Genomic DNA, 12,900 nt, shown 5'->3' on the forward strand with positions numbered 1-12,900 from the left:
CCTAGGACACCGCCCTTTCACGGCGGTAACAGGGGTTCGAGTCCCCTAGGGGACGCCATTTTTTTTGCCCGTTTTGGGCATCAAAGGGTCATTTCTTACGAAATGGCCCTTTTTGTTTTGGGCGCTCTTTCATCTGTGGTCAGGCTCTGTTCATCAGATTGAAACGATGCTGAATGCTGAATGGTTTGTCATAGATGATCGCCGCGTACGTGACATCCACTGGCGTCTGGCTTCCAATAGAGCATGACCGCAATCTGACGGCGCACTGCACAGCGAGGATAGGCATGATCTGGGACCAGACCGACGCGTTCATCATCGATTTCATTGTCGAGGCCGAGCATATCGACGAGCTGGGCCACGCCAACAATGCGGTATACGTATCCTGGCTGGAGCGGTGTGCCTGGCAACACTCACAGAGCCTGGGGCTGGGGTTGGAAGACTATCGTCGACTGGACCGCGCCATGGCGGTGCTCAGGCATGAAATCGATTACCTGGCGGCAGCCTATCAGGGCGATCGATTACGGCTGGCGACCTGGATCGTCGATTCCGATCAGCGATTGAAGATGAAGCGTAATTTCCAGTTGGTCAGGCCTGCCGATGGCTGTACCCTGCTACGTGCGCAGACCACCTTCGTTTGCATCCAGCTGTCGAGTGGTAAGCCCAAGCGGATGCCGGCGGAATTCGTGGAGGGGTACGGCAAGGCGCTGATTGAGCCTTACCCCCTCGAACTCTAACGCACCTCAGGTCAGCGCTGTTCCGGCTTGCTGACGTCGGCGTCGCGGCGCTCTTCGGCGTCCTCGCGCCAGTCGTCCTGGACTTCGTTCTTCATTTTCTGGTCAATGGTTTTGCCGTCTTTCCCGACGTTGGCGGTATTGGCACGCTGATGGGTCTCGCTCATGGCGCTGCCTTGGGTGTCGCCGGCAGCGCCATGCGTGCCGTCATGCATATCGTCCTGATTGGCTATGGCGCTGGTTGCAAGAATGCTGGCAAAGACTGCAACGGTCAGGGATATACAGGTATTCATAGGCAATCCTCGGCTGGTGGAATTGTTCAGATCTCTCTGAATCCGACTGGGCATTCGCAGGATTTGTTCGCCTTGAACCGATTTTGACGTGCGCAGGCGGTCGACGGGATTATCGGCGACCGAAAGAGCGCTCGAATGCATCGGGCAGCGCGTGGAAGCTAACCACCATTCCATGCTTCACACGTAAGATTCGGCCACCCAGGGACAGGGTCAGCGGGCTACGTTCCGTAATTACCGCTCCGGAGTCCAGCAGCTCTTCGATGTGCTTGCGTAGCGCATGGTATTGCCGCTTTTCGTCTTGATGTTCCGGCATGATGCGTCCTCATCCATGAAAGGCGACGGAATTCTAGCAATCTGTGACTGATTTTACATATCAAAATGACATCATTCGTTACTGCAGAGCTATGCAAGTGCTTCGGTGGCGGTGGCGCCTCTCCAGCGGTCGCTGAATTGATTGTTTCGCCACGCCTTGGGTTCGCGCTGGCCAGGTCTCGACAAATGGCTGCGTTGCGATCCGCAGATGGACGATAATCACTCTCGCACCGTGGTTAGCGTCCAAAGATTTGCAGTACAGAGCGGTGCCAATGAGCCGTAGTCGGTGCAGAGCCAAGGAAATTCACTCGTTAACACTTCGCGCAAAATCATCCATGTCGATTGTGACTGCTTCTACGCAGCCATCGAAATGCGTGACGATCCGAGTCTCGCGAATCGGCCCATCGCGGTGGGCGGGCTCGCCGACCGTCGCGGCGTCATAGCCACTTGTAATTACGAGGCGCGCGCTTACGGGGTGCGTTCGGCAATGGCGTCGGGGCATGCGTTGAAGCTTTGCCCGGATCTGCTGATCCTGCGGCCCCGTATGGACGCCTACAAGGAAGCCTCGCGCGAAATCCACGGCATCTTTCGTACCTATACCGATTTGATCGAGCCGTTATCGCTCGACGAGGCTTATCTCGACGTGAGTGCCTGCGAGCATTTCGCTGGCAGCGCCACGCGCATTGCCCAGGATATCCGCCGGCGGGTCTGGCAACAGCTGCGCATCACGGTGTCGGCGGGTGTCGCGCCGAACAAGTTTCTCGCCAAGATAGCCAGTGATTGGAACAAACCGGATGGGCTGTTCGTGATCACTCCAGACCAGATCGATGACTTCGTATTGGCGCTGCCGGTCACCAAGTTGCATGGGGTCGGTCGAGTCACCGCCGACAAGCTGAAACGGCTGGGTATTCATACCTGTGCTGATCTGCGCAGCTGGAAACGCCTGGATCTGGTTCGGGACTTCGGTTCGTTCGGCGAAAGGCTGTGGGGGTTGGCGCATGGAGTCGACGAGCGTCTGGTTCAGGTCGAGAGTCGGCGTCAATCGGTCAGCGTCGAGAACACTTACGATCGCGACTTGCCAGATCTTGCGGCCTGTCTCGAGCGGCTGCCCGAATTGCTTGAACAACTCAATGGCAGGATGGCGCGGCTCGATAGCGGCTACCGTCCGGGCAAACCTTTCGTCAAACTCAAATTCCATGACTTCACCCAGACGACCCTCGAGCAGGCGGGTTCCGGCCTCGAACTGGAGGATTACGCCGACCTTCTTGCTGGTGCCTTTGCGCGCGGCAAGCGTCCGGTGAGGCTGATTGGCGTCGGGGTTCGCTTGATCGACCTGCGCAGTGGTTTCGAGCAACTTCGCCTGTTCTAAGGCCGCCCGCCGCGCGGACCCACCTCTGGTTCAGGCATTCAAGAAGGCTGGTTAATGACCAGGCTTCCACGACGAAACCTACCGCCAGAAATAAGCAGGGCCGCTCACTGAGCGGCCCTTTGCCTGGGGTGTAAAAGAGGGGATCCCTGGCCTGCCTGTACCAGGGCCCCCGAAACGGTTATCTGGATATTTGCATGGGGCGTGCCAGTTTTCAGCGAGCGGTTTGCCGCATAGTGTTTGCCCGATCCGTCGAATGCCGTCAGGCGACTTCCGAGCAGCCGCACAGCCTGAAGCCGCGCGGCATGCGGCGATGAGAGGGTCGGCGGGGAAATGTCAGAGACAGCGCTTTCGCGCTTCGAGCGGAGCGGGCGTGCGGGACGCCCGGTTTTCTGCACTGTTTCAGTCTGTTTGAGTTGCTTTCGTTGGGTGCAATGCCCAGCTTTGGCGCAGCTTAGTTCTGTTCCGGCCAGACGCGTAGCGGGGCGCCCTCGGTGGGCCAGAAGCGCAGCTGATCGATCTTGGAAACATCCCAGCGCTCGACCCGTGACAGCAACTCCAGAAACCGCTGCTCCTGCTTCATGATGTGCTCGGCGCATATCTTGCGCGTGCTTCCGATCTCGCTGAAGCGAAGCTTCTGGTGCTCGATCTGATAGCTGGCGAACCAATGATTACAGCCAGCGTTGCCGTAGGCGCGGTCTTCGCTGAACGTCAGCGAGACCGGATTGCGTCCAACCACGGGTTCGTCGCCGATCCACTCAGCGATATAAGTGACGTCGTTCTGTAGCGTCAGTGGCTCGACCGAGCAACCTGCAACGGACACCACGGCCAAGCCGGCCATGATCAACGTTCTCATGGCTGTGCCCTCTGGCAGGTCGGGCACAGATGCTGGCCGGCGTTGTTCTTCCAGCCCAGCTCCGCGATCCGCGCTTCGGCCGCCGGGGCACGTGCGGTATCGCCTTTGGCGGCATCCACGGCGAACTCGAAATCGAGTTGTTTTCCGCAGCCGTCGCAGTCGACCTGCCAATTGAGAATCGCCAGCTCACGGAAGACCGGTCCGTTCGCCACAGCCATCCATTGACCCGGCGGATTGATCAAGTGGCGAACCTTGTCGACCGTCAGGCGCTGAAAGAGGTCACGACTGCCTTTGAGCGTGACGATCAGAATATCGCCTGAACGCACATTGCCGCCGTTACCGGTGACTTGATAGCGGCCCGGTGCCAGGGCTCGGCATTCGGTCAGTGTGTGTCCGGGATTGAGCAGGTTGTAGCGAAAATCGTGTTCGGCCATGACTCGCGATCGATAGGGATGAGGGGAAGGTTGCGCAGGGGGCAATGCTAGCACGGCGGGGTGTTGGGCGTACCCGACGTGGAACGGGAGGTAATCGTTGCGGTCGGTCGGTATCTATCGTGTTCGCTTGTGTTGGAAATATCGGTACTTGCCGGGTCCACCGGCAAGCGGGTTCCGAAAGGATGTGATCGCGATTGAATGCGACGCGATGCCTGCCGCTATGGCTGAGTACTGGTGAAGGTTTCGTCAAGGAAGCGCTGCATGTCGTTCCAGGAACGCTCGTCGGCGGCTTTGTTGTAGGCCACGTCGACACCTTTCTCCTGAAATTTATCTGCATCGGGGTTGCTGAAGCCATGCTTGGCGCCAGGTAGGCTGACGAGCTGATAGTCGGCACCGGCTGCGACCATTTCCGAGCTCAGTGCCGCCACGTCTTCGGCGCTGACCATGCTATCTGCGCTGCCGTGTTCGACCAGTACACGGGCCTTGATGCTGCCGGGAACGGCGCGGGTTTGCGTCGCCAGTGCGCCGTGGAAGCTAACCACGCCCTCGAGCGGTACGCCCTGACGCGCCATGTCCAGCACCACCTTGCCGCCGAAGCAGTAGCCGATCGCGGCAAGCTTGGCGGCGTCCGTCTGCTGTTGCTGCTTAAGCAGATCAAGACCGGCGTTGAAGCGCTCCTTGGCAGCATCGGAGTTGGCCAGGGCGGCTTGCATGAAACTCATGGCGTCCTTGGGATGCTCGGTGTTCTTGCCCTCGCCATACATGTCGATCGCCAGTGCGCTGTAGCCCAGCGCGGCCAGGTCACGGGCGCGGCTTTTGGCATAGTCGTTGAGGCCCCACCACTCATGAACCACCACGATACCGGGGCGCTTGCCTTCGATGGCGTCGTCGTAGGCGTAGTACCCGATCATCTCGGTTCCGTCGGCGGCGGTATAGGGCATCTCTTGAGTCTGGACCTCGGCTTGGGCGAGGGTGCTGGCGGCCATCAGCGCGCCGAGCAGACAGTAGCGCATGGTAGAGCTCCTTGTTTGGGTACCGTTGATTGATAGCCGTTGTTCGACTCGCACGCAACTGCGTCGTTCATGGCCGGTGTACGGGCATGCAACGAAGAGTGTGGGAGGTGCAGTTCAAAAGCCGGCGCGGCTTGTAAGGCCGCGCCAGTTTGGGGTTACCAGCCCGGCACGCCGTGCATGTCCGGCAACCGATGAGCGATGCCCTTGTGGCAATCGATACAGGTGGCTTCGCCGTTGGCCAGAGCGGTGGAATGGAACTGTGAAGCGCGCTTGCTCTGGCGAGTGAAATCCATGAACTCGAAGTTGTGGCAATTACGGCATTCCAGCGAGTCGTTAGCCTTCAAGCGCCGCCACTCATGCTCGGCCAATTCCCGGCGCATGCCGAGGAATTTCTCGCGCGTGTTGATGGTGCCGAAGATCTTGCCCCAGACCTCCTTGGACGCCTGCATCTTGCGCGCGATCTTGTCCGTCCATTCATGCGGGACATGGCAGTCCGGGCAGGTAGCGCGCACACCCGAGCGGTTGGTGTAGTGGATGGTGTCCTTAATCTCCATGTACACGTTATCTTCCATCTCGTGACAGGAGATGCAGAAGGCTTCGGTGTTGGTCGCTTCGAGCGCGGTGTTGAACCCGCCCCAGAAGATGATCCCCGCGAGGAATCCGCCAAGGGTTAGCACGCCCAGGCTGTAGTGCACGCTCGGGCGGCGCAGGACCGTCCAGTATCGCTTGAGAAACGACAGTATCGACTTCATCCCGGCGCCCTCATTCTTCGTTCTGTTTGTTTTCGTGATACAGCAGCTTGTCTATGTTCTTGAAGTCGTTCTCCACCAGCGGCTTCACATCGTGTTGCACCACATGGCACTGGGTGCAGAAATATCGACGAGGGGCCACCGCACCCAACGTCTGGCCGTCCCGATCGGTGAAATGCGTGATGCTGATCATCGGCGCCTGGGTGCGGGCACTGTTAGCTCGGCTATGGCATGCCAGGCACTTGTTGCCGTTCTTGTCCATCTGATAACCGCGAATGGTGTGTGGGATGGTCGGCGGTTGCTCGGGGTAGTTGCGCTCGCGCTTGAGATCCTTGTTTTCCTCATCTTTGAGAGGTGGGGGTGTGAACTCCTGGGTAATGGTGCCGCCCGGCCGGCGTCCGTCCGGAGCAGGGGCATCCAAGGGATAGTCCGGCCCGGCGGCAATCGCCAGGCCAAACACCGCGAGGAGCGTCAAAGGCAGTAGACGAAATTTCATGGCGACTCTCCTCAGGCGATGCTGACCACTTCGATCTTCACGGCGCATTTCTTGTAGTCGGTTTGCTTGGAGATCGGGTCGGTCGCGTCGAGGGTGACCTTGTTGATCAGTTTGTTGGCATCGAAGAAGGGCACGAAGATCAAGCCTTTCGGCGGCTTGTTGCGCCCTCGGGTTTCGACACGGGCCTGCATTTCCCCACGACGGCTGATCACCTTGACCACGCTGCCACGGCGCGCCTTGAGGTCGCGGGCATCGTCGGGGTGCATATACAGCAGCGCATCAGGAACTGCCTGGTGCAGCTCATCGACACGCTGAGTCATGCTGCCGGTGTGCCAGTGTTCGAGAACACGGCCGGTGCTCAGCCAGAACGGATAATCCTGGTCCGGTACTTCGGCCGGAACCTCGTAGGGCAGGGCGAAGATGATCGCCTTTTTGTCCGGGTAGCCGTAGAACTGCACGCCCGTGCCTTTCTCGACGTACGGGTCATATCCCTCGCGGTAGCGCCATAGCGTTTCCTTGCCGTCCACGACCGGCCAGCGCAAGCCGCGTTCCTGGTGATAGCGGTCGAAGTCGGCTAGGTCGTGACCATGGCCGCGACCGAACTGGGCGTACTCCTCGAATAGGCCTTTCTGCACGTAGAAGCCGTAGGCCTCCGATTCCTGGTTGCGGTAGCCCTCGGCAATGTCGCTGGTGGGGAAGCGGTCCACCTGGCCGTTCTTGAATAGCACCTCGAACAAGGTCTTGCCTTTCAGCTCCGGCGCCTTGGCCAGCAGCTCGGCTGGCCAGACCTCGTCCGTGGTGAAGCGCTTGGAGAATTCCATCAGCTGCCAGAGATCCGAGCGTGCCTCGCCGGGCGCACTGACCAACTGGTGCCATACATGCGTGCGGCGCTCGGCGTTGCCGTAGGCGCCTTCCTTTTCCACCCACATGGCGGCAGGAAGAATCAGGTCGGCGGCCTGGGCGGACACCGTGGGGTAGACGTCGGAAACGATGACGAAGGTTTCCGGGTTGCGCCAGCCGGGCAGCACCTCCTGCATGATGTTCGGGCCGGCCTGCATGTTATTGGTGGCCTGGGTCCAGTAGACCTTGAGGTTGCCGTCCTTCAGCTCGCGGCTCTGCTGGACGGCATGGAAACCGGGCTTTTCCTGGATGGTGCCTTCGGGCAGCTTCCAGATCTTCTCGGTTACGGCGCGGTGCTTGGGGTTGGTGACGACCATGTCCGCAGGCAGGCGATGGGAGAAGGTGCCGACTTCGCGTGCGGTGCCGCATGCCGATGGCTGGCCGGTGAGCGAGAAGGGGCTGTTGCCGGGCTCGCTGATCTTCCCGGTGAGCAGGTGGATGTTGTAGATCATGTTGTTCGCCCAGACACCGCGGGTGTGCTGGTTGAAGCCCATGGTCCAGAACGACATCACCTTGGTCTTTGGATCGGCATACAGCTCGGCCAGTGCTTTCAGGCGCTCGGCGGGTACGCCCGACTCGTGCGCGGCGTGCTCCAAGGTGTAGGGCTTGAGGAACTCGGCGTAGTCCTCGAAGCTGATGTCGGTCCAACTGCCGGCGACGGCGGCGTTTTCCGCCTTCAGTTCACGCGGATCGGTCGGACGCAGGCCGTAACCGATATTGGTCGCGCCCTTGGCAAACTTGGTGTGGTTCTTGACGAAGTCCTGATTGACCGCTCCGCTTTGGATGATGTGATTGGCGATGTAGTTGAGGATCACCAGATCGGTCTGCGGATTGAAGACCATCGGGATATCGGCCAGGTCGAAGCTGCGATGCTCGAAGGTCGACATGACCGCGACCTTGACGTGCGGCGCGCTCAGGCGGCGATCGGTCACTCGGGTCCAGAGCACGGGGTGCATCTCGGCCATGTTCGACCCCCAGAGCACGAAGGCGTCTGCGGCTTCGATATCGTCGTAGCAGCCCATCGGCTCGTCCATGCCGAAGGTGCGCATGAAGCCAACGGCCGCAGATGCCATGCAATGGCGAGCATTGGGGTCGAGGTTGTTGGAACGGAAGCCGGCCTTCATCAGCTTGTTGGCCGCATAGCCTTCCCACACGGTCCACTGGCCGGAACCGAACATGCCGACCGAGCTCGGGCCGCTCTCCCTGAGCGCGGCCTTGTATTTCTCCTCCATTATGTCGAAGGCCTGTTCCCAGCTGACCGGCTGGAACTCGCCCTGCTTGTCGTACTGGCCGTTCTTCATGCGCAGCAGCGGTTGCGTCAGGCGGTCGGTGCCGTACATGATCTTCGACAGGAAGTAGCCCTTGACGCAGTTGACGCCGCGATTCACCTCGGCCTTGACGTCGCCGTGAGTAGCCACGACTCGATCGCCGGCGGTGGCGACCATCACGCCACATCCGGTGCCACAGAAACGGCAGGGCGCCTTGTGCCACTTGAGCGCCGTCGCCTCCGGGTCGGTAATCAAATTGCTGGCGCTGGTGGCGATCGGGATCCCCGCCACGCTGGCTGCGATAGCCGCGGCATTGGCCTTGGCAAATTGACGTCGTGTGAGGCTCATTCAGGCTCTCCTTCTGGTGAGAGGAGTTCGTGGTAAATCAGGGCAGCGTTGAGAACGCCGGGTATTTGTTGGATATGGTTGATCGTGTCGAGAATGCGGCTTTCGTGCTCGGCCTCCAGAACAACCACCAATTTCCCGGCAGCACTCTCTTGGTGCAGCTCGATTCCTGGCAGTAGGACAAGATTTCGTTTAGTGGCTTCGAGCAACTCGGGGCGGCAATGCACGAGCAGGCTGGCGATATGCAGAGCATCGTTTCTTTCGTTCATTTTCTAGGTAAGGCTCCGCCTGCTTGGTGCAAGGCAACTAAGGGGGACTCTCTGCAATAACGACTGGGCGGGGGATCAGCTCGGCGGCCCGGGGGGACCAAAGACCATCTGGCTGATCCAGACGATGAAGCCATAGCCGGCGACGGTCACGACACTCAAAAGTGGGAACAGGAATACCAGCAGAAAAACGAAGAGTCTGGTTTCCTCCGGTTTGCCGACGGGGGCGGGATCGGTGTGATGCGGCACTGCGGTCACCTTGTATCTCCGGCTGTTGTGCTGAAGTCTAGGAAGCGTAGGCGGCTTAATCAAAGCCATCCGTCTACAACCGCAGGTTATAAGGCGCTAGTTGCACTTCAATTGATCTAGCTCAACTTATGCGGCCTGTGGGCAGCACACCGCCGGGCAGTTGGTCGACGCCGATGAGAATCCTGACGCACGTATATGACGGTTTTCAGCTGTCTTTTTACCGAGTCATTGGCCTACTGCGGCTGTGCTAGCCTGCGCCGCTTTTTTCAAGCCAACGTGCGTATGGGTACACCGCATGCCTTCTGATTCGCTCGCTTCCCACCACCTCAAACGCGGCACGCCTGCTTATCGCCGCGCCACCCTGGCGCTGTTCTGTGCCGGTTTCGCCACCTTCGCCATGCTGTACTGCGTGCAGCCCTTGCTGCCGCTGCTGGCGTCGCACTTCGCCGTCTCGGCGGCCAGCAGCAGCCTGGCATTGTCATTGACCACCTTGTCGCTGGCGCTCTGCCTGCTGGTGTCCGGTGGCCTCGCGGAAAGCTGGGGGCGCAAGCCGGTCATGGCGCTGGCTCTGGCGCTGGCGTGCCTGCTTGGTCTTGCGTGCGTAACGGTAGAGTCGTGGTCGCTGTTGCTGGTGCTGCGCGCCTTGCTGGGGCTTGCGCTCAGCGGGTTGCCGGCATTGGCGATGGCGTACGTCGGCGAGGAGTTCGATCCTGAATCGTTGCCAGCGGCGATGGGCTTGTACATCGGCGGCACCGCCCTCGGTGGGTTGTTGGGCAGGTTGCTGTCGGGCCTGTTGAGCGATATTGGCGGCTGGCAACTGGCGCTGGGCGGAATCGCCGGGTTGGCGATGGTGTCGCTGGGATTGTTCGTTTGGCTACTACCGGCGTCGCGTCATTTCACGGCCCAGCCTCTATCGCTGCACGGGCTGCTGGTCAACTTCGCTCAACATCTGGGCAACCCGATCCTGCGCAATCTATTTCTGCAGGGATTCCTGTTGATGGGTGGCTTCGTCGCGCTGTTCAACTACATCGGGTTCCGACTGGCCGGAGCACCGTTCGGCTTGTCTTCGACTGCCATTGGCCTGCTGTTCGTGGTGTATCTGGCAGGCATTCTAAGTGCTGGCTGGGCGGGACGGTTGGTTCCGCGCCTGGGTGCCAGAGCCGTACTCCAAGGCGGCGTCGGGCTGATGCTGCTGGGTGTGGGCTTGTGCGCGACGCCCTGGTTGATCGCGATCGTCATCGGGCTGGGGCTGTTCACGCTGGGCTTTTTCGCTGCGCACGCCGTGGCCAGCGGTCAGGTTGGCGTACATGCGAAGGGTGCCAAAGCACAGGCCTCTGCACTGTACTTATGCGCCTATTATCTGGGATCGAGTGTGGTGGGCTATGCCGCCGGCTACGTCTGGGACCATGCGGGGTGGCTGCCGCTAATGGTGGTGCTCGTGGCGCTGTTCGTGCTCGCCGCCTGGCGGGCGAGGCGCCTTTAGATCGAGACGTAAGGTCACTCGACCCGCTGCTCGCCGCTGAAGACCAGCGTGGCGCGACAGCTGCGGCAGAAGTACCGGCGACCTTTGCGCACCAGCGCATGGCGTTGCGAAGTGAAGGGGAAATCCTGACCGGCACAGGCGCAGCGATAGATGTAGCGGTTGACCTGCCGACGGCTGATCTCATAGGTATGGCAGCGGTCAGGTGTCAGTTCGTAAACACCCCGCATGATCAATTGCCATTCTTCGCCATGGGGGCGAATCCGGCCGCCGAACATCTGGTGTGCGATCAGGTGTGCAACCTCATGAGCCACGGTCTGCTTGAGGAAGTGTTCGCGGTTCTCCCGGTACAACTGTGGGTTGAAGCGCAGCAGATTGGTGTTCAGATGGGCAACGCCGGCTTTCTGCCCGCGTAATTTGAAGCTGACCTGTGGGCGCTCGAATCGCTGGTTGAAGAAGGCTTCGGCCAACTGATAGCAGGCTTCGACACGGGCATGTAGCTGTTCGGGCATAGGGGCCTCCGAAGAAGCCCGGAATTATGCCGCACTGTGCCAGTCTGGCAACCGTTCAGAGACCGCCGGGCTCTTCCTGGGGGCGTTCGTCCTGGGTCCCGTAGCTCTGGTTTTCATCCACGGTGCGGTCATAGTTCGGCTCGAGCGAGAGCGTCCAGAACAGAATCATGCTGACCAGTACCGTGACCAGCACGAGCAACGCGACACCCCAGATCGAACTGGCATAGAGAAAGCTCTGCGAGTTGCGCTGGCGCATGAAAGCGGGCAGGCCGGTGAACAGAAGATAGGTGGAGTAGATGCCCGCTATCAGCAGGACGATGGCCGCGAACCAGCGGTTCGGATACAGCCCGGTAATGCCTGCGAGGAGGAAGGGGGTGATGACGTATGCGATGAAGCCGATGCACTGGTTCAGGTTCGGTCGCACGTCGAATGCGCGAGCCATCCAGCGGACGAAGAAGCCCATGATCACTGTGCCGATGATGATGGTGACGTACAGCAGCAGGCACAGCTGCAAGGCGCTGCCGAAGTCGAGCCTCACGCGTTCTTCATCCACCAGGCTCCAACCCACGGCAGTAACCCCGATGAACAGACAGACGCTGGGGATTAGCGCCAGCAAAAGCAAGTGCATCAGGTAGTGCAGGCTATGAGCATCTTCCTTTTGACGGATGGTTTCCCAGGCACGGTCAGGCCGGGTAAACAAGCTGATGAATTCTGGGGTCATGGTGCCTCCTGATGCCGATGCTTGAGCGCTGCTGTTGCTGCTATAGACGCTCAAGCGCGGCAGGGATTCAAAACCATGGTCGCTGACGAAGCAGGAAAGGCAAGGAGCTGCAGGAATGACGCGAAGGGCTAGCCGGCGCGAAACGAGTCGCGCCGGCTGAGTTGACGAGCAGATCAGCGTACGTAGATCGGGCCGACGCCCATGCCCCACATGATCACCGACAGCGCGATGATCGCCACCAGAACGACCAGGCCGACGGCGAGTATGGAGCTTGAGAACAGGAAACCCTCGTCGGAAGGGATATTCATGAACGTCGGCAGGCCGACATAGAGCAAGTAGGTCGTGTAGCAGATGGCTGCCGTACCGACGATCATTCCCAGCCAGATGTGCGGATAGAGCGCGGCCAGGCCACCAACGAACAGCGGGGTGGCGGTGTATGCGGCAAATACGATGCACTGCACCAGCGTCGGATTGGCATCATAGGTGCGGGACATCCAGTGGATGAATCCGCCCATTACCGCGACGCCAGCCAGCATCGCCAGGTAGGACATCAGAGTAAGCTGCAAGGCGCTGCTTTCGGTGAGCTTAACGGCGTCTCCGCCGCCGATGCTCCAGCCGACCTGGGTGGTGCCGATGAATGCCGATATGGCAGGTATCGCCGCCAGAACCAGCACTTCCCCTAAATGCAGATGCCCGACGTTGCGTTCTTCCCCAGTGATTTCCTGCCATTCCTGGCCAGGGTGAGCAAACAGTCCCCAAACGTGATTGATCATGCCAGCGTCTCCTCGGTTTTGGAGGTCGCTTCGCCTGGCGTGCCGTCAGTTGGACGGGCGTGCGACCTTAAGTCGCAGTATAGGAAGTTGACGGTACGGCGCACCGGGCGCGGTTAGAGCGTTTGGGAGCTATGCA

At 60.1% G+C, this 12,900-nt stretch carries 15 protein-coding genes and 1 pseudogene; 3 read left to right on the forward strand and 13 right to left on the reverse strand.

What is annotated here, in order from left to right:
• The first annotated feature begins 284 nt into the window (after positions 1 to 284).
• Complete coding sequence (locus tag UF78_RS05870) at positions 285 to 734, forward strand: acyl-CoA thioesterase (RefSeq protein ID WP_045161113.1); 450 nt, start codon at positions 285 to 287, stop codon at positions 732 to 734.
• 11 nt (positions 735 to 745) lie between these two features.
• Here UF78_RS05870 and UF78_RS05875 read toward each other — a convergent pair whose 3' ends face one another.
• Positions 746 to 1,024 (reverse strand): hypothetical protein, encoded by a 279-nt coding sequence (locus UF78_RS05875; protein WP_045161114.1) that lies wholly within the window; start codon positions 1,022 to 1,024, stop codon positions 746 to 748.
• A gap of 109 nt (positions 1,025 to 1,133) precedes the next feature.
• Positions 1,134 to 1,337 carry a hypothetical protein gene (locus UF78_RS05880; protein ID WP_045161115.1) on the reverse strand — a complete coding sequence of 68 codons (204 nt, stop codon included), beginning with the start codon at positions 1,335 to 1,337 and terminating at the stop codon, positions 1,134 to 1,136.
• 285 nt (positions 1,338 to 1,622) lie between these two features.
• On the opposite strand from UF78_RS05880, the gene dinB reads away from it, so the two are divergent.
• Positions 1,623 to 2,705 carry a DNA polymerase IV gene (dinB, locus tag UF78_RS05885; protein ID WP_045161116.1) on the forward strand — a complete coding sequence of 361 codons (1,083 nt, stop codon included), beginning with the start codon at positions 1,623 to 1,625 and terminating at the stop codon, positions 2,703 to 2,705.
• 451 nt (positions 2,706 to 3,156) lie between these two features.
• Here the strand turns inward: dinB and UF78_RS05890 are convergent, their stop codons facing one another.
• From UF78_RS05890 to napE, 8 genes are all read right to left on the reverse strand, one after another.
• Positions 3,157 to 3,558, reverse strand: a complete 402-nt coding sequence (locus UF78_RS05890) for an META domain-containing protein (protein ID WP_045161118.1) — start codon at positions 3,556 to 3,558, stop codon at positions 3,157 to 3,159.
• A complete protein-coding gene (locus tag UF78_RS05895; RefSeq protein ID WP_045161119.1) occupies positions 3,555 to 3,992 on the reverse strand; it encodes a hypothetical protein in 438 nt (145 codons plus the stop codon). Before UF78_RS05895 ends, UF78_RS05890 begins: the two co-directional genes overlap by 4 nt.
• A 218-nt stretch (positions 3,993 to 4,210) precedes the next feature.
• Positions 4,211 to 5,005 carry a dienelactone hydrolase family protein gene (locus UF78_RS05900; RefSeq protein ID WP_045161120.1) on the reverse strand — a complete coding sequence of 265 codons (795 nt, stop codon included), beginning with the start codon at positions 5,003 to 5,005 and terminating at the stop codon, positions 4,211 to 4,213.
• A 155-nt stretch (positions 5,006 to 5,160) separates the two neighbouring features.
• Positions 5,161 to 5,757 carry a cytochrome c3 family protein gene (locus UF78_RS05905; protein ID WP_045161121.1) on the reverse strand — a complete coding sequence of 199 codons (597 nt, stop codon included), beginning with the start codon at positions 5,755 to 5,757 and terminating at the stop codon, positions 5,161 to 5,163.
• Between the two features lie 10 nt (positions 5,758 to 5,767).
• The gene (locus UF78_RS05910) at positions 5,768 to 6,250 is read right to left on the reverse strand and encodes a nitrate reductase cytochrome c-type subunit (protein ID WP_045161122.1); all 483 of its coding nucleotides are present in this window, start codon (positions 6,248 to 6,250) and stop codon (positions 5,768 to 5,770) included.
• Positions 6,251 to 6,261: 11 nt separating this feature from the next.
• On the reverse strand, positions 6,262 to 8,766 hold the full coding sequence (gene napA, locus UF78_RS05915) for a nitrate reductase catalytic subunit NapA (RefSeq protein ID WP_045161123.1): 2,505 nt from the start codon (positions 8,764 to 8,766) through the stop codon (positions 6,262 to 6,264).
• Positions 8,763 to 9,032 (reverse strand): chaperone NapD, encoded by a 270-nt coding sequence (locus tag UF78_RS05920; RefSeq protein WP_045161124.1) that lies wholly within the window; start codon positions 9,030 to 9,032, stop codon positions 8,763 to 8,765. Before UF78_RS05920 ends, napA begins: the two co-directional genes overlap by 4 nt.
• Positions 9,033 to 9,107: 75 nt before the next feature.
• Entirely contained in the window at positions 9,108 to 9,278 is a 171-nt protein-coding gene (napE, locus tag UF78_RS05925) for a periplasmic nitrate reductase, NapE protein (RefSeq protein WP_230623574.1), read from the reverse strand.
• A 226-nt stretch (positions 9,279 to 9,504) separates the two neighbouring features.
• On the opposite strand from napE, the pseudogene UF78_RS05930 reads away from it, so the two are divergent.
• Positions 9,505 to 10,761: pseudogene (locus UF78_RS05930) on the forward strand (MFS transporter); the annotation flags it as partial.
• 14 nt (positions 10,762 to 10,775) lie between these two features.
• On the opposite strand, the gene UF78_RS05935 reads toward UF78_RS05930, so the two are convergent.
• The 3 genes from UF78_RS05935 to UF78_RS05945 form a co-directional block, all read right to left on the reverse strand.
• The gene (locus tag UF78_RS05935; protein ID WP_045161129.1) at positions 10,776 to 11,270 is read right to left on the reverse strand and encodes a SprT family zinc-dependent metalloprotease; all 495 of its coding nucleotides are present in this window, start codon (positions 11,268 to 11,270) and stop codon (positions 10,776 to 10,778) included.
• Between the two features lie 55 nt (positions 11,271 to 11,325).
• Complete coding sequence (locus UF78_RS05940) at positions 11,326 to 11,991, reverse strand: Yip1 family protein (RefSeq protein WP_045161130.1); 666 nt, start codon at positions 11,989 to 11,991, stop codon at positions 11,326 to 11,328.
• Between the two features lie 173 nt (positions 11,992 to 12,164).
• Positions 12,165 to 12,764: a Yip1 family protein gene (locus UF78_RS05945; RefSeq protein ID WP_045161131.1), complete on the reverse strand. Its 600-nt coding sequence runs from the start codon at positions 12,762 to 12,764 to the stop codon at positions 12,165 to 12,167.
• Positions 12,765 to 12,900: the final 136 nt, after the last annotated feature.

This window comes from Stutzerimonas stutzeri (assembly GCF_000952685.1).
Classification (GTDB): domain Bacteria; phylum Pseudomonadota; class Gammaproteobacteria; order Pseudomonadales; family Pseudomonadaceae; genus Stutzerimonas; species Stutzerimonas stutzeri_E.

Coding starts and splice junctions, on each gene's coding strand:
- UF78_RS05920 (WP_045161124.1), bottom strand. CDS start 9,032: ATGAACGAAAGAAACGATGCTCTGCATATCGCCAGCCTGCTCGTGCAT.
- napA (WP_045161123.1), bottom strand. CDS start 8,766: ATGAGCCTCACACGACGTCAATTTGCCAAGGCCAATGCCGCGGCTATC.
- UF78_RS05895 (WP_045161119.1), bottom strand. CDS start 3,992: ATGGCCGAACACGATTTTCGCTACAACCTGCTCAATCCCGGACACACA.
- UF78_RS05890 (WP_045161118.1), bottom strand. CDS start 3,558: ATGAGAACGTTGATCATGGCCGGCTTGGCCGTGGTGTCCGTTGCAGGT.
- UF78_RS05940 (WP_045161130.1), bottom strand. CDS start 11,991: ATGACCCCAGAATTCATCAGCTTGTTTACCCGGCCTGACCGTGCCTGG.
- UF78_RS05870 (WP_045161113.1), top strand. CDS start 285: ATGATCTGGGACCAGACCGACGCGTTCATCATCGATTTCATTGTCGAG.
- UF78_RS05875 (WP_045161114.1), bottom strand. CDS start 1,024: ATGAATACCTGTATATCCCTGACCGTTGCAGTCTTTGCCAGCATTCTT.
- UF78_RS05880 (WP_045161115.1), bottom strand. CDS start 1,337: ATGCCGGAACATCAAGACGAAAAGCGGCAATACCATGCGCTACGCAAG.
- UF78_RS05935 (WP_045161129.1), bottom strand. CDS start 11,270: ATGCCCGAACAGCTACATGCCCGTGTCGAAGCCTGCTATCAGTTGGCC.
- UF78_RS05900 (WP_045161120.1), bottom strand. CDS start 5,005: ATGCGCTACTGTCTGCTCGGCGCGCTGATGGCCGCCAGCACCCTCGCC.
- UF78_RS05905 (WP_045161121.1), bottom strand. CDS start 5,757: ATGAAGTCGATACTGTCGTTTCTCAAGCGATACTGGACGGTCCTGCGC.
- UF78_RS05945 (WP_045161131.1), bottom strand. CDS start 12,764: ATGATCAATCACGTTTGGGGACTGTTTGCTCACCCTGGCCAGGAATGG.
- UF78_RS05910 (WP_045161122.1), bottom strand. CDS start 6,250: ATGAAATTTCGTCTACTGCCTTTGACGCTCCTCGCGGTGTTTGGCCTG.